Source organism: Blastococcus brunescens (genome assembly GCF_035320885.1).
Lineage (GTDB): Bacteria > Actinomycetota > Actinomycetes > Mycobacteriales > Geodermatophilaceae > Blastococcus_B > Blastococcus_B brunescens.
In genome coordinates this window covers 1,473,119-1,493,313 of the sequence record NZ_CP141261.1, presented here as the reverse complement: position 1 = coordinate 1,493,313, position 20,195 = coordinate 1,473,119, and the positions used below count along the sequence as shown (strand labels likewise).

Here is a 20,195-nt window from a genome sequence, read left to right as displayed (position 1 = left end):
AGGACCCGCTGCGCGATCATCCCCGGCCGGGCCACGCGCCTTCCACCCGGGCGGGTTCCGCGAGTGGACGGCGTCAGTCGCCTTCCCACTTCCGGTCGGCCTCGTCGAGCTGCTCGTTGCGCTCGGCGACCGACTGCAGCGCGTGCTCGGCTTCCTCGTGGGTCTCGTACGGGCCGAGCCGGTGACGCTCGGCACACCCGTCGCGCGGCTCGACGGTGTGGTGCTTGAGACAGAAGAACCAGGGCCCTCCGGCCATGCGTGCCTCCTCGGTCGGGGTCGGTGGCGGCGGTCTGCGCCGCGTCCCACCCTTCCACCGGCCGGCCGCCGCTGCTCAGCCCTCGACCATCACCTGGTCGTGACGCGCGTAGAAGGCGGTCATCTCCTCGGGCGTCAGGGTGCGGCCACTGCGCCGCAGCTCTGCCATCTCGAGGAAGAACTGCTCACGGGCGATGCCCGGGGCGAACAAGATGAGGAACGAGGCCCACTCGTCGCCGTCGTTGCGGAAGCCGTGCGCACCGCCCTCGTGCACGAGCGCGTAGTCACCAGGCCCGAACGGTTCCCAGGACCCCGCGTGGTAGACGGTCAGCTCTCCCGTCAGGACGTAGAACGACTCAGAGAACGTCCGGTGGAGGTGCGGCGCCGCGCCGGGGCTGTTCGGGGCAAGGTGGTACTCGACCAGGCCGTAGCGTCCCGCCGTCACCGACCCCGGGGCGACCATGCGCAGCTTGCTGCTCTGACCGTTGGACACGAGCGGATGGGCCTCGAGGGTCCGGACGTCGACGAGAGCCGGATCGACATGGGACATGCCGCCACCCTGGCAGCAGGCCGGGCGCCCGTCACCCGTCTCGGGAGCGCCGACCGCGGACACCGAAAGATGTAATGGACACAACCGGTTACAGAATGCCGCTGGTACGGCATCCTTCGGTCATGACCGGCCGGTGGCAGCCCGATCCCGACCGCGGCACCGGCGTTCCCGGCCCCATCCCGCTCGGCCGCGGACCGGAGCACCGGGTCGCTGCCTTCACGTTGGCGACCATGCTCGTCCTCGGCGCTCTCATGGGCGGGATCAACCTGGTCGTCGACGACGTGCTGCGCGACGGCGCCTGGCGCTGGGTCTACGCCGCCACGATGGCGTCGCTGGTCCTGATGGCCGTCCCGCTGGTCATCCGGCAACGGGCCGGTCGCTGGCACATGTTCGGTCTGGTGCTGCTGGGCGACCTGATCTACGTGGTCGTGGTCATCTGCGTCCAGGACCCGGTCCTCTACGCGACGCCCCTCATGTTGCTGTTCCCCGCCTTCGTCGCCGCGTGGTTCCTGGGCGCGTGGGAGCTCGGCGTGAACATGGTGGCCACGACGGTCGCGTGCGGGATCGGCCTCTGGCCGGGCTACGACAACGTCGTCGGTCTCGCCGTCCAGGTCGGGGTCAGCGCCGGCATGCTCAACGCCGTGGCGCTCGGCGTCTTCGTCCTGCGCCGCCGCGTGGAACGGCTTCTGGTGGCCACCCAGACGCTCACCCGGCTGGACCCCTCACCGGCCTCTTCAACCGGCGTTACCTGGTCGAGCAGGCACCGCGCCTGTGGCGCCAGGCCCGTCGGGACGGCAACCGCCTGGCCGCGATGGTGCTCGACCTGGACCACTTCAAGCGCCTCAACGACGACTACGGGCACGCGGCCGGCGACGCCGTCCTGCGCGAGGTCGCCGGAGCACTCTCCGATGCCGTCCGCCCCACCGACGTCCTGGCGCGCACCGGTGGGGAGGAGCTGCTCGTCATCGGCCTGGTCAGCGACCCCGACGAGGCGACCCACCTCGCCGAGCGGCTGCGGGCGGCCGTCGCCGGCAGTCGCACCGCCGAGGGGCACGCGGTCACCGCGTCGATCGGCGTCGCGCTCACCCACCCGATCGACGGCGAGGACCCCACGGACGAGCTGTGGCGGCTGGTCGACCGGGCCGACGCGGCGATGTACGAGGCGAAGCAGCAGGGGCGCGACCGGGTCGTCTCCCTGTGGCTGCCCCGGGCCCGGTCGCCCCTGGCCGACGAGCTCACCGTGGCCGCCCCCAGCGACGTGTAGCAGGAACAGCCCGCCCGGGCGACGGGCGGCAGCCAGGCCCCTTTTCTGCAACGCTCTCGGCATGACGCTGGTCGCGCCCGACCCCACCCGCACGGCGCCGCTGTCGCTGCGCGAGCAGGCCGACGTCCGCGACCGGTGGCTCACCCAACGGCTGCTCGACGTCCTGCCCGGGCTCATGGACCGCGCGGACATCGACCTCTGGCTGGTCCTCGGCCGCGAGTACAACGAGGACCCCGTGCTGGGAACGCTGCTCCCGGCGACGTGGCTGTCCGCCCGCCGGCGCACCGTGCTCGTCCTGCACCGCAGCGACGACGGCGTCACGGCCGCCGCGGTCTCCCGATATCCGGTCGGGCAGTTCGTGCCCGCCTGGTCGCCCGGCGACGCCGCCGGTCTGTCGGCCGAGGAGTCGCAGTGGGCCGAGGTCCGCCGCATCGTGGAGCAGGCTGCTCCCCGCCGCATCGGCATCGACGTCTCCGAGACCTTCGCACTGGCCGACGGGCTCTCCCACACCGAGCACCGGCTGCTGGTCGAGGCGCTCGGTCCCTACGCCGACCGTCTCGTTCCGGCGGAGGACCTCGTCGTGGGTTGGCTGGAGACGCGGCTGCCCGAGGAGATCCGGGCGCTGCACGGCCTCAACCGCCTGGTGCACGACGTCATCCGGGAGGCCTACTCCCCGCCGTGCTCCAGCCGGGGACGACGACGGCGCAGGACCTCGCCTGGTGGTTCCGCCAGCGCCTGCACGACCTCGGCGCCGAGCCGTGGTTCCACCCGAGCGTCTCGCTGCAGCGCGCAGGCGTTCCCCTCGTCGAACAGCAGGGGCGTTGCTGCCCGCCGTGCCCTACGACGCCGTCATCGAGCCGGGCGACCTCGTCCACTGCGACGTCGGGTTGTCCGGCCTGGGGCTGCGCACCGACACCCAGCGCAACGGCTACGTCCTGCGGGGCGGCGAGACCGAGGCGCCGGCCGGGCTGCGGCAGGCGTTGGAGGTGGGCAACCGGATGCAGGACCTGACCACCGACGCGCTGATCGTCGGCCGTACCGGCAACGAGGTGCTCGCCGCCGCCCGCGCGGCCGCCGCGGCAGCCGGGATCGAGGCGGACGTCTACTCCCATCCCGTCGGCTTCCACGGGCACGGGGCCGGTCCGGCCATCGGCACGTGGGACGAGCAAGACGGCGTGCCGGGTGCGGGCGACTACCGCGTCCACCCCGAGACCGTCTACGCCCTCGAGCTGGCGGTCCGCCGGCCGGTCCCCGAGTGGGGCGGGCAGTGCGTGCGGATGGCGCTGGAGCAGGGCATCGCCCTGACCGGCGACGGCGTCGAGTACCTGGCCGGCCGGCAGACCGAGCTGATCCTCATCCCGTCCGGCTGACCGTGATCATGATGTCGCGGTGGCGACACACCGTCTCAGGACCGGTGTGTCGCCCCGCGAACGTCGTGATCGTCGGCGAGGGCACTACTTCGTGCGGGCGTCGGCGGTCTTCTTGGTGTTCGCCTTCTGGATGGCGTCGACGAGCTGCTTCTTCTTCATCTTCGAGCGGCCGGAGATGTCCAGCTTCTTCGCCAACTGGAGCAGGTGGTCCTTGGTCGCGTTGGCGTCCACCCCACCCTTGGTCTTCTTGTCGGTGTTCCGGCCGCCCGCGGCCTGGGCGTCGGAGGGGCCCTTCTTGCCGCCGGCCTTCTTCTCCCAGTGGTCGCCCACCTTCTCGAAGCTGTGCTTGACCGCGGCCCAGGCGACCTGGTTGGCCCGCCTCGCGTCGCCGTACTCGTCGGCCGCCGAGTCGTGCGCCTTCGCGAACGTGCGCTGCGCCTTCTTGGGGGAACGCTGCAGCGTGCTGGGCAGCTCGTCCTTCTTGGCCTTGCCGTTCTTGGTCGTCTTCGGCATGACGTCTCCCTTCGTCGTCGCCGAGGCCCTACCCCGCAGGACGGAGATGATCACATCGACAGGAACGGGACCAGCGCGGCGACCAGCTCGTCCGGGGCGTCCTCGGCCATGTGGTGGCCGCTCTCGACCGGCCCACCACCGCGCAGGTCGGTGGTCCAGGCGGCCCAGATCGCCCGGGGATCGCCGTGCAGTTCCGCCAGGTCGTCGCGCGCCGACCACAGGACCAGCGTCGGGCAGGTGACGCGCCGTCCGGCGGCGCGGTCTTCCTCCTCGGCCGCGCGGTCGACACCCAGACCGGCGCGGTAGTCCTCGAGCATGGCGTGCACCGTCGCGGGATCGCGGATGGCCGCCAGGTGGTCGGCGTGGTTCTCCTCGCCCATCGCGGCGGCCCTGCCCGGGGCCAGGGAGCCGTACCAGGCCTCGGGGTCCGCCGAGATGGCCCGCTCCGGCTTGTCCGGCTGGGCGAAGAAGAACCAGTGCCACCAGGCGGTGGCGAAGCGGGCGTCGGTGCGCTCGAGGTGCTCGACGATCGGCACGCAGTCGAGCACGGCCAGGTGGCTGACGGCGTCGGGATGGTCCATCGCCGTCCGGAAGGCCACGTAGCTGCCCCGGTCGTGGCCGACGACCGCGAACCGCTGGTGCCCCAGCCGGGCCAAGAGGGCGACGACGTCGCCGGCCATGACGCGCTTCGAGTAGGGCGCGTGGGCCCCGGTCGTCGGCGGCTTCGAGGAACGCCCGTAGCCGCGCAGGTCCGGGCACACCACGGTGTGCCCCGCCGCGACGAGCTGCGGTGCCACGCGGTGCCACGTCGTGTGGGTGCGCGGATGCCCGTGCAGGAGGACGACCGGCGGGCCACTCCCCCGATCCGCACCCGGAGCTCGACACCGCTCCCGACGTCGACCCGCGACTCCGCGAACCCGTCGAAGAACCCCATGCTCAGCCCTCCAGGAACGCCGTCCAGTGCTGCCGTTCCTCGTCGGTGAACGCCCGGCTGGCGTCGGTGGCGAAGTCGAAGCGCACCAGGACGACGTCGGCGCGGATGGCCACCTGGCCGTCTTGGACGAGCTCCTGCCGCACGGTGACCGACTTCGTGCCCAGCCGGGTCACCCAGCCGGACACGCAGAGCGGCTCGGCGACCCGGTAGTAGAGCTGCCGGAGGTAGTCGACCTCCAGCCGCGCCAGGATCATGGAGCCGCCCGGCCGCCCGTCGACCATAGCCAGGCGGGCGTCCTCGAGGAGGCTCAGGGCCCGGGCGTGGTTGACGTGCCCGAGCATGTCGGGGTCGGACCAGCGCAGCTGGACCTGGTGCTCGTGCCGCACGTCAGGGCAGGTCGGCGGTGTCCGACGACTGGCGGTGCCCCCTGCGCGTCGTCCGGATCGGCGTGGATCGTCCGCTCCTCGGACTCGGCGAGGATCACCGCGGCCTGCACCTTCGGGTCCAGATCGCCCTGGGCCGGGTCCGGGTGGCCCTCCGCCGCGACCTCCTCGGGCAGCAGCTGGGCCCGCGTCTCGACGTTGTGCTCGGTGACGTTGGCGATCGCCTCGGGCGACGGATCCTTCATCGACGGCATGTCAGAACCGCTGCTGCTCGGTGCCCAGGCCCAGCGCCTCGGTGACGTCCTGGACGTTCTCGAACTGCCGGCCCTCCGGGAGTCGGCGCAACTGCGCCAGGACGGCGTCGGGCGCCGTTCCCTCCTGCGCCTTGGCGACGAGGGTGTCGCGGTCGGCCGGCCACACCTCCTTGCCCAGGACCTCGGCGAGCGCCGCGCGGCGCTCGATGTCCCCTGGTCGGTGCCGGCGGGCGTGGCGGGCTGGTGCGGGTCGGTCACGGGAAACGAGCTCCTTCGGTCGGACGGTCCGTGGGGTCGTGCAGGTCAGGTCGCCGGAGCCGTGGAGGCGTCGGTGTAGCGCAGGACGGCGGCGACGGGAACGCCGTCCGGCATGGCCGAACGGGGGACGACGACGACGCCTGCGCTGCCGGCGACGGCGGCGGCGAGCAGCGCGCGGTCGGCGGGCACGACCTCGCCGTGGATGCCGAGCGCGTCCATGTCGTGCTGGTCCACGCCCAGTTCGGCCGGCGAGCTGCCGACCAGCAGGGTGTCCTCCCCGTGGTCGTCGGCCAGCACGAGCGTCTCGACCTGCCCCTTGCGCAGCGCCTCCACCACCGGTCCGGTGCCGGTGACCGACAGCCCGTGCGCTCCGGCGGCCTGGAGCTGCTCGAGGACCTCGGCGATCGCCCTGCCCTCGTGCTCGGCGACCAGCTCGGCCGCACGTCGCTGCACCGGCTCACGATCGGCACCGGCAGCGCGGCCGCCCTCGTCCATCGAGACGACCAGGTCCGACCACGAGTCGCTCGCCCGGTCGGTGAGGATCTGACGGGCCCGCACATCCCCGGCGACGAGGACGAAGCCCAGCGGGAGCCGCCGAGCCAGCGAGCCGATCTCGTCGGCCACCTGGTCGGCGTTCTCCACCCACTGGTTCTCGGCGGTGTGCATGTAGGTGTTGTGCGCCCAGCCGCCGACCTTGACCTTCCGCATGTGGAAGGTGTCGCCCTCCACCTGCTTCTCCTCCTGCTCACCGAGACCCGGTCCGACCACGGAGATGTCCGCGCCCACCCGGTCGGCGATGACGACCAGGTGCGGCACGCGCCCGGCGAGCTGGCTCAGGACCGGCAGCAGTGCGGGCTGCGGCGACCACTCGCAGGCCTCCTGACGCGGGGAATCGGCCAGCGCCTCGTCGAGCACCACCGTCCCGTCCGCTGCGACGACCACGGCGCGTCCGCGCAGCGTCCCCGCCTGACCGCCGTCGTTGCCCTCGAGCAGCCGGCCGCGGACGGCGCCGACCACGAGCTCGGGGGCGCCCTGCTCGGTGAGCCGCCCGGTGAGCGCGCGCACGCGCAGCTCGAGTTCGGCGTCGGCGTTCTCGGTGGTGTGCGTGACGTCGGCGCAGACGGTGGCGAACGGGCCGGCGGCGGCGAAGACGGGCGACAGGAAGGACACGTCCATGTCGGTGGAACAACTCCTCGGTAGATCGGTCGGTGCCCGGCGCTGGACACCCTCGCCGTCGCCGCCTACCCATCGACCCGGCCCTCACACCCGGTGTCGGGCGCTGGCGGCAGGGGTAGGCGCGACGAGACCGATCCCGAGACCGTCGAGAGGACGAGACGTGCCCGAGCGCGATCTGCCGCTGAAGGACTACGACCATCTGCCCGTGGGATCGCTGGCCAGCCGGATCCGGACCCTGGGCTCCGAGGATCTGGAGACGCTGCTGGCCTACGAGCGCTCCCACGCCAACCGGATCCAGGTGGTCAGCGCCATGGAGCACCGGCTGTCCGGGCTCGCTGACGGCGCACAGCCGTCCGGCGGCGACCCGGCCGCGACCGGCGCGGACAGCCCCCGGCACCCGCGGGAGGATCGCCGGTGTCCGAGGCGACGACCGGGCCGCCGGTCAACCCGCCGTCGCAGGGGATCCGACCAACCCGGCCCAGCCCCGCTGACCGATCAGACGCACGAATGCGACGAACTCGTGGCCATCAGCGCTCGATGACCACGAGTTCGTCGCATTCGTGCCGGGATCGGCCTACATATCGGGATCGGCCTACATATCAGCCGAGGCTGCCCATGAGTCCGAGGACCGCGGGCCCGACGACGGCGATCAGCAGCGCGGGAAGGAAGCACAGCATGAGTGGCAGGGTCACCTTGACCGGGACCTTCATCGCCTGCTCCTCGGCTCGCTGCCGACGCTTGACACGCATCTCCTGCGCCTGCGACCGGAGCACGTCGGCGATGGCGATGCCGTAGGCGTCGGCCTGGTTGACCGCAGCCACGAAGCGCTTGAGGTCGGGCACCTTGGTCCGGCTCACCAGGCCGTTGTACGCCTCCCGCCGGGGCCGTCCGACGGCCACGTCGTGCAGCGTCCGCGAGGCTCGTCGGCCAGCGCACCCTTGCCGTTGGCGGCTGCCCGCTGCAGCGCCGCCTCGAAACCGAGTCCCGCCGCGACGGCGACCGTCATCTGGTCCAGGACGTCGGGCAGCTCGTGCGTGATGGCCTTCTGCCGCTCCTCGCCGCGGCCCCAGAGCACTACCTCGGGCAGCCGGTAGGCGCCGAGGACGGCGGCCGGGACGAGCAGCCAGGTCAGCGGTCCGGCCCCACCGGAGAGCAGGACGAGTCCGATCAGCGCGGCCCCGCCCGCCAGGGCGAGCTTGGCCCACAGGACCCGGGTGAGCGTCAGGCCGCGGGGGTAGCCGGCAACCTCGAGCAGGCGTCGCGCGCGCCGGGCCTCGGAGTCCGGCGTGATGATCCGGAGGAAGGCGCTGGAACCGGAACTACGCGACTCCAGCGAGCCGACCTCCACCGTGGTGGTGGCCAGGCCGCGGGTGAGGTTGCGCCGGGCGATGGCCAGGGCGCGACCGGAGTGGCCCACGACCGTGTAGGTGAGGCTTCCGAGCGCCGCGGCGACCGCCGCCACGCCCAACAGCACGATCGGGGTCATCAGAACTTCACCCTCACGATCGAACGCAGCCACAGGGTGCCGACCACCATCAGTGCTCCCGCGGTGGCGAGCATGGCCAGGCCGGCAGTGGACCTGACGAGCGCGCCCATGTAGTCGGGCGCGACCACGGCGAGCAGTCCGCTCACCGCGAGCGGCAGGGTGAACAGCACGACCCCGATGCGCGTCCTTCTGCGGACAGCACCCGGGCCTGGCGGCGCAACTCGTTGCGCTCGCGGATCGTCGTCCCGACCCCGTCGAGCACCTCGGCGAGGTTGCCGCCCACCTCCCGGTGGATGGCGATGGCCTGCACGACCCAGGAGAAGTCCTCGCTGCCGGTGCGCTGCGCGACCTCCTCCAGTGCCTCCTTGACGTCACGCCCGACCCGCGTCTCGTTGACCACCCGCGAGAACTCCTCCGCGGTGGGCGACTCCGAGTCGCGGGAGACCGCGTCGAGGGCCCGGAGCACGCTGTGCCCGGCGCGCAGGCTGCTGGCCATGAGCTGGAGCGACTCGTCCAGCTGGGCCATGAACGCCGCCTGGCGACGGCTCCGGCGAACACTGATGACGGCGGCGACGACGAGCGGCGCGACGAGCACCAGCAGCAGACCGACGCCGATCCCGCCCAGCAGCAGACCCAGCGCACCAGAACCCAGCACGACGCCGCCGGAGATGACGAGGACCTCCGCCGGACGGGTCTGGATGCCGGCCTGCTCCAGCAGGTTCTGGAGCTGACCTGTGCGTCCCGTCCGCGTGAGCAGCCGGTCGGCGAGGGCGGTGGTGTCCTCGGCCGCGCCCGCGAGCCGGCTGCGCGCGGGGGCGGCGTGCGGATCCAGCCGGCTGAGTGGCACCGTCTTCCGCCGGGGCGAGGCGACCAGCAGCACCACGAGCGCGATCGACGCGGCGCAGGCGAGCGCAGCCAGCCACACGGGGGCGGACATCACGACCGCTTCCCGGCCGGCTGCCGCGTCGCCGCGTGCCCGAAGACGCGCGGGGAGAGGGCGATGCCCAGCTCGGCGAACCGCTCGGTGAAGCGCGGCCGCACCCCGGTGGGCACGGCCTTGCCCAGGAGCCGGCCGTTGAGGTCGGTGCCGGCCGAGTAGTCGAAGGTGAACGCGTCCTGCATGGTGACGGTCTCCCCTCGACGCCCTGCACCTCGGTGACGTGCGTGATCCGGCGGGTGCCGTCGCGCAACCGGGAGATCTGCACGACGACGTCCACCGCCGAGGCGACCTGCTCACGCACGGCGCGCAGCGGCAGGTCCATCCCGGCCATGAGCACCAGGGTCTCCAGGCGCGCGATGGCGTCCCGGGGTTGTTGGCGTGCACGGTCGACAGGGAGCCGTCGTGCCCGGTGTTCATCGCCTGCAGCATGTCCAGGCTCTCGCCGCCGCGGACCTCGCCGACGACGATGCGGTCGGGGCGCATCCGCAGCGAGTTGCGCACCAGGTCGCGGATGGAGACCGCGCCCTTGCCCTCGATGTTCGGCGGACGCGACTCGAGGCGGACGACGTGATCCTGCTGGAGCTGGAGCTCGACGGCGTCCTCGATCGTGATGATGCGCTCGTAGTCGGGGATGAAGGACGAGAGCACGTTGAGCAGCGTCGTCTTCCCCGTGCCGGTACCGCCCGACACGATGATGTTCAACCGCGCCTCGACGCAGGCGCGCAGCAGCTCGGCCATCTCCGGCGACATGGTTCCGAACGCGATCAGGTCGCTGACCTCGAACGGCGTGGCGCTGAACTTGCGGATGGTGAGCGAGGAGCCGCCGAAGGCCAGCGGCGGGATGATCGCGTTCACCCGCGACCCGTCCGCCAGCCGGGCGTCCACCAGCGGCGAGCTCTCGTCGATCCGTCGCCCGACCCGGGACACGATCCGCTCGATCACGCGGCGCAGGTGCGTCTCGGAGGTGAAAGACGTCCCCGTGCGGACCAGTCGGCCCGATCGCTCGACGTAGACCAGCTCCGGACCGTTGACCATGATCTCGCTGACCGTGGGGTCGTCGAGGTAGGGCTGCAGCGGTCCGTGGCCGAGCACCTCGTCGGTGATCTCGGCGATCAGCCGGCGGCGGTCCTCGACAGACAGGGCGCTGCCCTGTTCATTGGCGATCACGCGCTGGAGCTCGGTGCGCACCAGGCCGTGCAGCTGCTCCTCGGGAAGATCCGGGTCGGAGAGCTTGGACCCGAGCCGGTCGAACAGTGCCTGGCTGGCCCGGGCCTTGAGCCGGGCGAGCCCGTCGACCGGTGTCGCTGCCGCCTCAGCCGCCGCTGCCCGCGGGACCGACTTGTCCTCCGACGTCGCCGCCACGGTGGCCACGCGGGTGGCGAGGCGGCCCGCGTCGGCCGCGACAGGGCGCACCGGTTCGGTGTTGAGCGCCTCGTCGCCGCGCGCCTGGGAGAGGCGCTCGCTGAGGTTCACCGGCCACCGGCCTTGATCCGACCGAGCAGCCCGGAGAGACCGGACGAACCGGAACCGGCCGCGTCCGCCTGCTCGGGGAGCAGGCGCCCGAGCAGCGTCTGCAGTCCCCGGGTCACCGCGTCGCGGGCCTCGCTCTCGAGCAGCGGGATGCCGGTGTTGGTCGACAGCGGCACCGCGGTGCTGCGGGGCAGGACGACATCCAGCGGTGCGCCGATCGTGGTGGTCACGTCGGCCATCGACAGAGCGCCGGCGGCGTCGGCCATGTTGAGCACCAGGTGACGACCGGCAGGCACGAGGAGAGCTCCTCGAGCACGTTGAGCTCCTTGCGCATGCCCCGCACACCGGGCACGTCCATGCTGCTGACCAGCACGAGATCGGTGGCCCGCTCCAGCGCCACGAGGGTGTGGTCGGCCAGGCCCGGAGCCGTGTCGATGACGACGTGGCGGAACTCGCGGGACAGCGTGTCGATCAGCTGGGCGACCTGCTGCGCGGTCACCGCGTCGCCCGCGGCCGGGGAGTCGCTACCGGCGACGACGAAGAGACCGCTGGGATGCCGGCCGAGGAACGTCTTGAGCGCCAGCGGGTCGTTGCTGGCCGCGCCGTGCACCGTGTCGGGCAGCGTGTACTCGGGCGCCATGGCCAGCGCGCTGGCGACGTCGCCGAACTGCACGTCCAGATCGACGATGACCGTCGAACCCTGACCGGACCGGGCGAGCCCGACCGCGAGGTTCGTGGAGACCGTGGTCTTGCCGACGCCGCCCTTGGGCGAGGCCACGACGATGACGCGGTGGTCGGACCGGGCCGCGCCTGCCTCGGCGGCCGCCGCGTCCTGCCGCGCACGGGCCAGTTCGGCGGCCCGCTCCAGGACCGCGGCGACGTCCTGCCCCGATGCGTCGGGGCTGAGGACATCCCGGACGCCGGCCCGCATGGCCGCCATCCAGAGCTCGGGGTCGGCGTCCGCCGCGACGAGCACCACGCTCGTGGCAGCCGCGACGTCGACGCGGCCGGCCAGCTCGAAGGCCCGGTCCAACCGGACGTCGGGCCCGAGGACGACGGCCAGGGGCGAGCCTGCCGCCTGGATGCTCTGCAGGAGTCCGCCCGAGGCGAGGGCCGAGGCGTCGACGCTCACGACCTCCCCGCGTGCTGGGCGTCGAACTGCTGGACGAGGTCGGCGCTGACGCCGACGGTCAGGACGGTGCTCACTGGTCGTCTCCCAGGGTGACGGTGGTGGAGGTGTCGACGGTGCTGATCCCGCCGGAGACCGGCGAGGCCTTCTCCAGCGAGAGCCAGACGGCCTGCGACGAGGTGCCCAGGACGAACTGCGCCGCCTGATCGGGCGTGAGAGCCAGGGTGATGAGGTGCATCGCCGCCGGGTCGGCGTCCTCCGCAGGGGCGACGACGCGGGTCACGAGGACGTCTTTCATGACGGCGTAGACGCTGTACGCCGTGACGCCACCTTCGGCGGCGCTCTCGTTGGTGAGCTGGACCCCTACCTTGTCCCCGGCCTCGAGCACGCCACCGACGGCCCGCTGCGCGTCGAGCGCCACGGTGACCTCCACCGTGCCGTCCGGCGCGGCCACGGTGCCGGCCGGCGCGAGGGCGGCCGGGTCGGCGAACCGGCCGGTGACGATCTGCTCCCCGGGCAGCAGGGGCGCGGTGGCGATCTGACCGGAGACCTCGGAGAGGGCGGTCACGGCGCCGGGCGCGACGAGGCGCTCGGGCACCTGCACGACCGACACGCTGCTGCCGAGGTCGTCGGCGGGCGTGCCCGCCGACACCTCGCTGCCGACGACGAACACGTCGACCAGCCGCTCGTCCGCGCGAGCGCGGGTGTCGGCTCCCTGCACCCAGTTGATGAGCACCACGGCGCCCAGGGCGGCGAGGAGGACGGCGGCGGCCGCGGCGACGATTCGGCGTGTCATTTCGTGTCCTTTACTTGTCTGTCAGGAAGACGGCTCGGGCACCCAGGTCGGGCGCGTTCCTCGGAGGGGCGTGGTGTCGTCGACCTGGCGGGCGTAGTAGGTGAAGTAGCCGGTGAGCCGCCCGCCGCCGGTCGTGCTGAAGCCGGTCACCCGGAAGGCGGCGTAGCCGTAGACCCGGAAGTCCTGGCCGTGCGAGACGTCCCAGACCGGGATGACGACGTCCTCGCCCACCAGCGAGCTGATGTAGGCCGAGGAGCACTGGCTGGGCAGCGACCCGTTCTGGAACTGATAGGTGCTCTTCCACACGGTGGTGGTCCCGCACGCGCCACTGTCGGGCCGGGTGAAGTTGATGCCCACGCCGTTCACGTGCTGGCCCTGAGGCGTGTAGCAGCTGCCCCGGGCGTCCCGGAGCCGAGCGTCACGACGTTCTTGCTGCCGAGCGAGGCCGCGTTGGACTTGTAGGTGCAGTACGAGATGGCGAAGGGAGCTCCGACCGCGCCTCGGTGAACGGCGCCCACTCGGCGTAGGAGGACACCGACAGCTCGCCGGTGTCCTCGCCGAGGGCGCCGGCGAAGAAGTGGTTGACGAGCCAGGCCTTCTTCTGGGTCGCGCTGATCTCACGCCCGTTGACGCGGATCCAGCCCTCCCCGGGCCCGAGGTTGGACAGTTTGGCCGCCTCGTCGTTGGCCCAGAACGCGTCCTCGGCAGTCTTCTTGATGTTGCCGCAGTCGTTGCGCGCGCAGTCCATGGCGACTGCGATCACGGCGGCGTCGGCGCCGGTCTGCACCTGCTGCCGCGCGGACCAGACCGCAGCCATGTCGATGCCGAGCGCGGCCGCCCCGAAGAGGATCGGCATCAGCAGGGCAAGCATCACGGCGATGCCGCCGCGCTCCTCGCGCAGCCGGGCGAGCGGGGCGGGTCCGCGAGCGGCCCGGCCGCGGCTCAGCCACCGCATCGCAGGACCGCCTTGCTGGTGATCGGGAAGGCCAGGCCGCCCGCGAAGGAACCCGTGGGCTGGAACTGGTACGTGATGGTGACGACGACGTTCGTCGTCGGCGCCGCGCCGGTGCAGGTCGACGGCGAGATGGACACCTGTCCGGCGCCCAGCGGGACGGACGCCGCGGACGCGGCAAAGACAGCTGCCGAACGCGCCGCGCCGGGGTCGTTCTGGATGGCCATCGCCCGCGCCGCCTCGCGGGCGGCACCGGAGAGCGTGGCCTGCACCTGGAAGGCGCGGCTGACCGAGACGATGCTGAAGAGCAGGACCAGCAGCAGCGGCACGACGAGGGCGAACTCGACCGCGACCGCCCCGCGCTCGCCGCGGAGCCAGCGGGTGCGCCGGCTCGGCCTTGCAGCAGTCATGGCTTGCCTCCTTCCGGTGTTCGGGGTGTGGGTTCGGGCTGTGGCCGGCGGTGCGGTCCCGAGGACCGCACCGCCCAGCCACGACCCGACGCGTCAGATGAGCGCGAGGGTCAGGACTTGGTGCCGCTGATGTTGATGCTGGCGAACAGCCCGGAGAGCTTGTCGCCGAAGGCGCCGATGGCGATGACGAGGACGGCGGCGATGCCGGCGACCAGCAGGGCGTACTCGACGGCGCTGGCGCCCTTCTCCTCGCGCTTGATGCGGTCGGAGACGGTGAAGGCCAGCGTCTGCAGGGCGGTGTAGAGGTTGAGCACGGTGATCTCCTAGGAGGTCCGCCGTCGACTGATCGGGCCGTGGTGACCGGGGTCGCGGCTCACCCAACATCGGGCCTCACCAGCAGTAATGGGAGCCCAACAGGGAGTGCCGTAACCCGGAAGGGGGACCCCCGGTCGGCGTCACGGTGGGTCAGAACGGTCCATCGACGACCCGAACCGGTGACACTCCGTCGCCCGACACGGTGACGCTCGGTGATGACTGAGCGTGGAGAGCCGGTTACCCGACGGCCCAGCCGCCCGAGAGCAGCGCGGCAACCAGCGATCCGAGCAGCAGGGCGGGCCCGAACGGCAGTTCCGTCCGCCTGCCCGCCCTGCGGACGGCCAGGAGGGCAAGTCCGATGACGGCCTGGAGGAGGAATCCGAGGAAGAGCCCGAGCAGCACGGCGGGCCACCCCAGCCAGCCCAGCATGAGCCCCAGCAGCGCCGCGAGCTTGACGTCGCCCATGCCGAGGCCGGCGGGCGCGAGCAGGGCCATGACGAGCAGGACGACGAAGCAGGCGCCCGCCGCGAGGACCGCCCGCAGCAGGGCCGGCCAGGCGTCGTCGAGTGCTGCGGCGAGCACCAGGAGGACGGCCGCGCCGATGCCCGCGGGCAGCAGGATCCGGTTGGGCAGCAGCCGCTCGCGCAGGTCGATGACGGCCAGCAGCAGCCCCGCCGCCGCGAACCAGACCCACGCGGGGAGGTCCGGGGACCAGCCGAACCGAAGGCCGATCACCGCGAACAATCCCGCGGATACCAGCTCGACGGCCGGCGGTCGGACGGCGGTCACCCTCGTTCGACCAGCTGACCGATCCTCGGCGACTCCGGCCATGGATAGCGTCCGGCGGCGCGGTTCGCCAGCGTCCCGACGAGGACCCCGACGACGCCCAGGACGACGGCGGGGAGCACGGACACGGCGGTCACCCTGGCACAGCGGCGCGCACTGACCGGGGAGGCCGCCGGGACGGTGTGATGAGGTCGGCCGGCACCGACGGATGCGGGGACGAGGACACCATGACGAGCAGTCCGGGGCTGGCCCGCCGGCTGGGGACGACGGACGCCGTGGTGATCGGGCTCGGCTCGATGATCGGGGCCGGGGTCTTCGCCGCGTTCGGCCCGGCGGCGCGGGCCGCAGGCACCGGCCTGCTGATCGGTCTCGCACTGGCCGCCGCCGTCGCGTACTGCAACGCCACCGCGTCCGCGCAGCTCGCCGCTCAGTACCCCGCGTCCGGCGGCGCCTACCTCTACGGCCGGGAGCGGCTCGGCCCGTGGTGGGGGTTTCTCGCCGGCTGGGCGTTCGTGGTCGGCAAGACCGCGAGCTGCGCCGCCATGGCCCTGACCTTCGCCGCCTACGCCGTTCCACCGGCGTGGGAGCGTCCCGTCGCCGTCGCGGCGGTCGTGGTGCTGGTCGCGGTCAACTGCCGAGGGGTCACCCGGACGGCGGGGCTCACGCGCGTGCTGGTCGCCGTCGTCCTCAGCGCGCTGACAGCCGCGGTGCTGGCGAGCCTCGTCGCGGGCGGGCCCGACGCCGACCGGCTCCTGACCTGGACCACCGGCGAGCAGGGCTGGTACGGCGTCCTGCAGTCCGCAGGACTGCTCTTCTTCGCCTTCGCCGGCTACGCCCGCATCGCCACCATGGGTGAGGAGGTGCGCGATCCCGCACGGACCATCCCCGGGCCATCCCCTCGCCCTCGGCATCGCGGTCGCCGTGTACGCCGTCGTCGCCGTCACGCTGCTGCTCACCCTGGGCTCCGACCGGATCGCCGGCTCGGCCGCTCCGCTGGCCGACGCCGTCGGCGCAGGGTCCTGGGAGTGGGCCTCCCCGTCGTCCGCGTGGGCGCCGCGGCCGCCGCGCTCGGCGCCCTCCTGGGGCTCGTCGCCGGAGTCGGCCGGACCGGGCTCGCCATGGCGCGCACCGGGGACCTGCCCCGCCGGCTCGCCGCGGTGCACCCCCGCCACCGGGTGCCGCACCGCGCGGAGATCACGCTGGGCGCGCTCGTCTGCGTGCTGGTGCTGACGGTCGACCTGCGCTCCGTCATCGGCTTCTCCTCCTTCGGTGTGCTGCTCTACTACCTCGTCGCCAACCTGGCCGCGTTCACCCAGACCGCCGACCACCGGCGCTGGTCCCGCGCCCTCCAGGTGGCCGGTGCGGCCGGCTGCCTGGTGCTGGCCGCGACCCTGCCGTGGCAGTCGGTGGCCGCCGGAGTGGTCGTGGTGGCCATCGGGGTGCTGTACCGAGGCGTGCGACTGCGCACCGTCGGGTGACTCAGCCGGATCCGTCGTCCCGTCCCGCCCGGACGCGCAGCATCGCCTGACGGCGATTGGACACCTGGAGCTTGGCGAAGATGCTGCTCACGTGGTTCCGGACGGTGATCGGCGAGATGAACAGGGCCCGGCCGATCTCGGCGTTGGACAAGCCGTCCGCCAGCAGCGTCAGCACCTCCCCTCCCGGGCCGACAGCCCGGCAACCATCGCGTCCTCCCGCGGCCTCGGTTCGGCGAAGAACGACAGCAGGCGCCCGGCCAGGCTCGGACCGAAGACGGCGTGTCCCTGCCCGACCCCCGGACGGCGCTCACCACCTGCTCCGGGTCCGCCCCTTCACCAGGTAGCCGCCGGCGCCGCGCGCAGTGCGGCGAGCACGCTCTCGTCGTCCTCGGACATGGTGAGCACCAGGATCCGGGCACGAGCACCCAGCTCCGTGAGCCGCCGGGTCGCAGCGAGCCCGCCGACGTCCGGCATGGCCAGGTCCATGACGACGACGTCGGGGTCGAGTTCGCGCGTCAGCCGCAGGGCCTCCGCGCCGGTGGCCGCCTCACCGACGACCACGAGGTCCTCCTCCCGGCCGAGGACGAAGCGCAGACCCTCTCGGAACATCGGGTGGTCGTCGGCGACCACGATCCGGAGCGGTGGGTTCACCGCGCGACCTCCGGCTCGACCACCGAGCCGGGCAGCCGCGCGGTGACGGTGGTCCCCCGACCGGCGGCGGAGCGCACCTCCAGCGAGCCCGCGAGCTCGTCCGCTCGCTCGCGCATGGCCTGCAGGCCCACGCCCACCGGCCGGTCGCCGTCCACACCGCAACCGTCGTCGGCGACGCGGATCTCGAGATCGCCGGCGTCCATGGTCAGCGACACCTCCGCCGCGGCGACTCCGGAGTGCCGGGCGACGTTGTACAGCGCCTCTGCACCGATGAGGTACGCCGCCACCTCGACCGCGGCCGGCAGGCGGAGCGGCCCGTCGTCGACGAAGCTGACGCTGAGGCCCAGCGACTCCGCCAGCTGCCGGAGCGCCCCGGCGAGCCCCAGCTCGTCCAGTGCAGGCGGCCGCAGCCCGTGGGACACCCGGCGCACCGTGTCGAGGGCATCGCGAGCGGCGTCCTGCAGGCGGAGCAGCCGGTCGGCGGCCGCGTCGGCGTCGTCGTGCAGCAGCTCGTGCACCGCACCGAGCTGCATCGTCAGACCGGCGAGTGTCGGCCCGACCTCGTCGTGCAGGTCGCGACGCAGCCGGCGGCGCTCCTCCTCGCGCGCGACGACAACCCGCTGGCGCCCCGCCCGGAGGGCGTCGGTGAGCAGCACGGCCTGCACGGCCATCCCGCCGTGCCGGCCCAGGTCGGCCAGCAGGCGCAGCTCCTCCCCGCGGAGCGGCCGTCCGGCGACACGGAGCGTTCCGACGCGGGTCGCCCCGGAGACCAGGTCCGCACTCGCCTCGACCGCTCCCCGGGACGGTCGCCCCATGCGCCGACGTGGTCGCTGCTCACCGCCGAGCCCCACGGCATGCGCAGGGAGGTCGCGGCGGTGGCGGCCAGCCCTGCGAGGACAGCGTCCGGCGACGGCGCTCGATGGGTCTGCTCGGCCAGCCGCTGGAGCGCCCGGTACGGGTCGTGGACGTCACCGAACAGCAACCGGTCGACCCGGCGCGCCAGGCGTCGGCGGAGAGGGTGGAGGCCCAGTGCCGTCGCGCCGGCGATCACGGCGACGCCGAACGCGGGGAGGTCCGGCCCCAGCCGCTCCAGGACCACCACCGCGAGCACGGCGAGGCCACCGACGACCACCGTCAGAACCGTGTAGACGAACGCCTGCCGGACGGCGACGGCAACGGCGTGCGGTCGCCGGCCCAGGACGGTGGCGGTCAACTGAGCTGCGAGCAGCGCACCGGCCGCGACGTCGAGGGTGTCGCTGGCCTGCGGCCACCAGGCGTGGCCCAACAGCACGAGCAGGACCAACGTCGACGCGGCCAGCAGCACCCCAACCACCCGCACCCGCTCGTCCGGGCCCGCGCGCCGTAGCCGGACGACGAATGCCGCGAGGCACAGCAGGAGAGGCACCTGGAGGAGGACGGTGTCCAGGCCTTCCAGCACCGGACCCAGCCCGGGCGGCAGGACACCGACCGGGTTGGCCACCTCGAGGGCACGCGCAGGCAGCTCGGAGTCGGGGCCGGCGGCCGGGCCCCGCACCGTTGCGAAGGCACCCACCGCCAAGGACTGGACCCCGACGACGACGGCGACCAGCGGGCGCCACCGGCGAGAGGGCAACCTCCCGTCGGGCAGGAGGATGAGGACCACCCACACCCCGACAGCCAGGAGGGCGCCGAAGCGGTCGGTCGTCCACGCCGCCCATGCGACATCGGCACCGCTGTCGTCCACGCCGCGGCGGATCCAGGCACCCCCGAGGGCCGCGGCTGCGAAGAGCAGCGCCTCACCGAGCGCCAGCCAGCCGAGCGGGTTCCGGGGGCGGGCCAGGGTGATGAGGACGCCGGGGGCCAGCCACACCGCTGTCATCAGGAGCGGCTTGATCGACCCGGCTCCCCCGCGTCGTTCCCGGTCAGCTCGAGCCAGGCCGCCGCCCCGGCGGCGGCCGACGCAACGGCCGCGGTGGACCACGCCACCACGGCGGTCGCGCGCCCGGCTCGCCGGACGGTCGGCTCCATGGTCGGAGTATGGGGTCGGGCAGCCGGTTGACCAGGCCTGTCGGCGTCAGCCGGCCCGGGCACCGCGCCAGACGTCACCGGACATCCGGACGAGGTGGACGCCCAACCAGGTCCAGGCGATGACCAGGAGGATGTGCGCGTCGATCGGGCCGAGCGGCGGCAGGGCGAAGTCCCAGACCACGAACGCGACCAGCAGAGCGACAGCCATCCGCGGGAAGGCGCCGGACCGCCAGGCGGCCACGCTCAGCAGGAGAACGCCGAAGAAGCTGCCGATCAGGTGCGGCACGAGTCCGGTCGCGATGCTGCCCCCATGCTCGCTGAGACCGTCGTTGAGCCGCATGGCCTGGTCGACGCTCAGCACCGAGGGCGCGATCGTGCCCGCCGTGTAGCCCATCGCCAGCACGTTCCCGAAGCCCCACATGCCCCAGATGACCAGCGGTGTGGCGATCGCGGTCAGTACCGGCGCGCGGAAGCGGCAGACGTGCGCCACCCCGAGCAGGCCCAGCGGCATGAACAGGGAGCTGACCACCAGCGCCGTCTGCTCGACTCCATGGGCAACCGGATGGTCGGCGCCCCAGGCGATCTGCTGGCTGAAGGACAGATCACCGGTGAGGAGCTCGCCGGCGAACTGGGACAGGCCGTTGAGCATTCCGGCCAGGATCAAGCTGACACCGGCGGCGATCCGCAGCGCCCGCGAGAAGGGCGGAGCTGTGGCGGTTCGGGGCGTCGCGCCGGTGGCGGAGTCGAGTGCGGTCATGGCATGGCGTCCTCGGGTGCGGGGTCAGGGCGCTGCCAATGCTCACCGTGACCCCGCTCCC

Annotated in this window: 30 protein-coding genes; 4 read left to right on the top strand and 26 right to left on the bottom strand. The window is 72.9% G+C overall.

The features are described from left to right. Window positions 1-73: 73 nt before the first annotated feature. Together U6N30_RS09950 and U6N30_RS09945 are read right to left on the bottom strand one after the other, a co-directional pair. On the bottom strand, window positions 74-256 hold the full coding sequence (locus U6N30_RS09950) for a hypothetical protein (protein ID WP_324277170.1): 183 nt from the start codon (window positions 254-256) through the stop codon (window positions 74-76). Window positions 257-331: 75 nt separating this feature from the next. Beyond that, window positions 332-805 (bottom strand): cupin domain-containing protein, encoded by a 474-nt coding sequence (locus U6N30_RS09945; protein WP_324277169.1) that lies wholly within the window; start codon window positions 803-805, stop codon window positions 332-334. On the opposite strand from U6N30_RS09945, the gene U6N30_RS09940 reads away from it, so the two are divergent. Together U6N30_RS09940 and U6N30_RS09935 are read left to right on the top strand one after the other, a co-directional pair. Then, a complete protein-coding gene (locus U6N30_RS09940) occupies window positions 804-2,069 on the top strand; it encodes a GGDEF domain-containing protein (RefSeq protein ID WP_324277168.1) in 1,266 nt (421 codons plus the stop codon). The two genes, U6N30_RS09945 and U6N30_RS09940, sit on opposite strands and share 2 nt — an antisense overlap. Window positions 2,070-2,890: 821 nt before the next feature. Beyond that, window positions 2,891-3,439, top strand: a complete 549-nt coding sequence (locus U6N30_RS09935; RefSeq protein ID WP_324277167.1) for a M24 family metallopeptidase — start codon at window positions 2,891-2,893, stop codon at window positions 3,437-3,439. Window positions 3,440-3,523: 84 nt separating this feature from the next. Here the strand turns inward: U6N30_RS09935 and U6N30_RS09930 are convergent, their stop codons facing one another. The 6 genes from U6N30_RS09930 to U6N30_RS09905 all read right to left on the bottom strand — a co-directional run bounded on the left by U6N30_RS09930 (window position 3,524) and on the right by U6N30_RS09905 (window position 6,957). Further along, on the bottom strand, window positions 3,524-3,952 hold the full coding sequence (locus U6N30_RS09930) for a ChaB family protein (protein ID WP_324277166.1): 429 nt from the start codon (window positions 3,950-3,952) through the stop codon (window positions 3,524-3,526). A 50-nt stretch (window positions 3,953-4,002) separates the two neighbouring features. Further along, complete coding sequence (locus U6N30_RS09925) at window positions 4,003-4,749, bottom strand: alpha/beta fold hydrolase (RefSeq protein ID WP_324277165.1); 747 nt, start codon at window positions 4,747-4,749, stop codon at window positions 4,003-4,005. 139 nt (window positions 4,750-4,888) lie between these two features. Next, on the bottom strand, window positions 4,889-5,227 hold the full coding sequence (locus tag U6N30_RS09920; RefSeq protein WP_324277164.1) for an acyl-CoA thioesterase: 339 nt from the start codon (window positions 5,225-5,227) through the stop codon (window positions 4,889-4,891). Next, entirely contained in the window at window positions 5,194-5,514 is a 321-nt protein-coding gene (locus tag U6N30_RS09915) for a hypothetical protein (RefSeq protein ID WP_324277163.1), read from the bottom strand. The genes U6N30_RS09920 and U6N30_RS09915 overlap by 34 nt, the downstream gene beginning before the upstream one ends. A gap of 10 nt (window positions 5,515-5,524) precedes the next feature. Beyond that, window positions 5,525-5,689 (bottom strand): DUF2795 domain-containing protein, encoded by a 165-nt coding sequence (locus tag U6N30_RS09910; protein WP_324277162.1) that lies wholly within the window; start codon window positions 5,687-5,689, stop codon window positions 5,525-5,527. Window positions 5,690-5,826: 137 nt separating this feature from the next. Next, window positions 5,827-6,957, bottom strand: a complete 1,131-nt coding sequence (locus U6N30_RS09905) for a baeRF2 domain-containing protein (RefSeq protein ID WP_324277161.1) — start codon at window positions 6,955-6,957, stop codon at window positions 5,827-5,829. 160 nt (window positions 6,958-7,117) lie between these two features. On the opposite strand from U6N30_RS09905, the gene U6N30_RS09900 reads away from it, so the two are divergent. Further along, entirely contained in the window at window positions 7,118-7,498 is a 381-nt protein-coding gene (locus U6N30_RS09900) for a DUF8129 domain-containing protein (protein WP_324277160.1), read from the top strand. 58 nt (window positions 7,499-7,556) lie between these two features. On the opposite strand, the gene U6N30_RS09895 is transcribed toward U6N30_RS09900, so the two are convergent. From U6N30_RS09895 to U6N30_RS09835, 13 genes are all read right to left on the bottom strand, one after another. Then, window positions 7,557-7,856 carry a type II secretion system F family protein gene (locus tag U6N30_RS09895; protein ID WP_324277159.1) on the bottom strand — a complete coding sequence of 100 codons (300 nt, stop codon included), beginning with the start codon at window positions 7,854-7,856 and terminating at the stop codon, window positions 7,557-7,559. Further along, on the bottom strand, window positions 7,811-8,443 hold the full coding sequence (locus U6N30_RS09890; RefSeq protein WP_324277158.1) for a hypothetical protein: 633 nt from the start codon (window positions 8,441-8,443) through the stop codon (window positions 7,811-7,813). Before U6N30_RS09890 ends, U6N30_RS09895 begins: the two co-directional genes overlap by 46 nt. Continuing rightward, window positions 8,443-8,613 (bottom strand): hypothetical protein, encoded by a 171-nt coding sequence (locus tag U6N30_RS09885; RefSeq protein ID WP_324277157.1) that lies wholly within the window; start codon window positions 8,611-8,613, stop codon window positions 8,443-8,445. Before U6N30_RS09885 ends, U6N30_RS09890 begins: the two co-directional genes overlap by 1 nt. Beyond that, window positions 8,586-10,856 carry a TadA family conjugal transfer-associated ATPase gene (locus U6N30_RS09880; protein WP_324277156.1) on the bottom strand — a complete coding sequence of 757 codons (2,271 nt, stop codon included), beginning with the start codon at window positions 10,854-10,856 and terminating at the stop codon, window positions 8,586-8,588. Before U6N30_RS09880 ends, U6N30_RS09885 begins: the two co-directional genes overlap by 28 nt. After that, window positions 10,853-11,092: a hypothetical protein gene (locus U6N30_RS09875; protein ID WP_324277155.1), complete on the bottom strand. Its 240-nt coding sequence runs from the start codon at window positions 11,090-11,092 to the stop codon at window positions 10,853-10,855. The genes U6N30_RS09880 and U6N30_RS09875 overlap by 4 nt, the downstream gene beginning before the upstream one ends. Continuing rightward, complete coding sequence (locus U6N30_RS09870) at window positions 11,080-11,985, bottom strand: CpaE/TadZ family protein (protein WP_324277154.1); 906 nt, start codon at window positions 11,983-11,985, stop codon at window positions 11,080-11,082. Before U6N30_RS09870 ends, U6N30_RS09875 begins: the two co-directional genes overlap by 13 nt. 70 nt (window positions 11,986-12,055) lie before the next feature. Next, window positions 12,056-12,778 (bottom strand): Flp pilus assembly protein CpaB, encoded by a 723-nt coding sequence (gene cpaB, locus U6N30_RS09865; RefSeq protein WP_324277153.1) that lies wholly within the window; start codon window positions 12,776-12,778, stop codon window positions 12,056-12,058. A gap of 21 nt (window positions 12,779-12,799) precedes the next feature. Beyond that, entirely contained in the window at window positions 12,800-13,144 is a 345-nt protein-coding gene (locus U6N30_RS09860) for a hypothetical protein (RefSeq protein WP_324277152.1), read from the bottom strand. Window positions 13,145-13,196: 52 nt separating this feature from the next. Beyond that, window positions 13,197-13,733 carry a TadE/TadG family type IV pilus assembly protein gene (locus U6N30_RS09855; RefSeq protein ID WP_324277151.1) on the bottom strand — a complete coding sequence of 179 codons (537 nt, stop codon included), beginning with the start codon at window positions 13,731-13,733 and terminating at the stop codon, window positions 13,197-13,199. Then, window positions 13,721-14,140: a TadE/TadG family type IV pilus assembly protein gene (locus tag U6N30_RS09850; RefSeq protein ID WP_324277150.1), complete on the bottom strand. Its 420-nt coding sequence runs from the start codon at window positions 14,138-14,140 to the stop codon at window positions 13,721-13,723. Before U6N30_RS09850 ends, U6N30_RS09855 begins: the two co-directional genes overlap by 13 nt. Window positions 14,141-14,250: 110 nt before the next feature. Continuing rightward, complete coding sequence (locus U6N30_RS09845; RefSeq protein ID WP_324277149.1) at window positions 14,251-14,454, bottom strand: Flp family type IVb pilin; 204 nt, start codon at window positions 14,452-14,454, stop codon at window positions 14,251-14,253. 238 nt (window positions 14,455-14,692) lie between these two features. Beyond that, window positions 14,693-15,244, bottom strand: coding sequence for an A24 family peptidase (locus U6N30_RS09840; protein WP_324277148.1), 552 nt, complete (start codon window positions 15,242-15,244; stop codon window positions 14,693-14,695). Further along, a complete protein-coding gene (locus U6N30_RS09835) occupies window positions 15,241-15,369 on the bottom strand; it encodes a hypothetical protein (protein WP_324277147.1) in 129 nt (42 codons plus the stop codon). Before U6N30_RS09835 ends, U6N30_RS09840 begins: the two co-directional genes overlap by 4 nt. A 99-nt stretch (window positions 15,370-15,468) precedes the next feature. On the opposite strand from U6N30_RS09835, the gene U6N30_RS09830 reads away from it, so the two are divergent. Beyond that, a complete protein-coding gene (locus U6N30_RS09830; protein ID WP_324277146.1) occupies window positions 15,469-16,719 on the top strand; it encodes an APC family permease in 1,251 nt (416 codons plus the stop codon). A 1-nt stretch (window position 16,720) separates the two neighbouring features. Here the strand turns inward: U6N30_RS09830 and U6N30_RS09825 are convergent, their stop codons facing one another. The 5 genes from U6N30_RS09825 to U6N30_RS09805 form a co-directional block, all read right to left on the bottom strand. Then, complete coding sequence (locus U6N30_RS09825; RefSeq protein WP_324277145.1) at window positions 16,721-16,894, bottom strand: helix-turn-helix transcriptional regulator; 174 nt, start codon at window positions 16,892-16,894, stop codon at window positions 16,721-16,723. 158 nt (window positions 16,895-17,052) lie between these two features. Then, window positions 17,053-17,370 carry a response regulator gene (locus U6N30_RS09820; RefSeq protein ID WP_324277144.1) on the bottom strand — a complete coding sequence of 106 codons (318 nt, stop codon included), beginning with the start codon at window positions 17,368-17,370 and terminating at the stop codon, window positions 17,053-17,055. After that, window positions 17,367-17,909, bottom strand: a complete 543-nt coding sequence (locus tag U6N30_RS09815) for a sensor histidine kinase (protein WP_324278226.1) — start codon at window positions 17,907-17,909, stop codon at window positions 17,367-17,369. Before U6N30_RS09815 ends, U6N30_RS09820 begins: the two co-directional genes overlap by 4 nt. Then, window positions 17,906-19,228, bottom strand: a complete 1,323-nt coding sequence (locus U6N30_RS09810) for a hypothetical protein (RefSeq protein ID WP_324277143.1) — start codon at window positions 19,226-19,228, stop codon at window positions 17,906-17,908. The genes U6N30_RS09815 and U6N30_RS09810 overlap by 4 nt, the downstream gene beginning before the upstream one ends. A gap of 195 nt (window positions 19,229-19,423) precedes the next feature. Beyond that, on the bottom strand, window positions 19,424-20,134 hold the full coding sequence (locus tag U6N30_RS09805) for a hypothetical protein (protein WP_324277142.1): 711 nt from the start codon (window positions 20,132-20,134) through the stop codon (window positions 19,424-19,426). Between the last annotated feature and the right edge of the window lie 61 nt (window positions 20,135-20,195).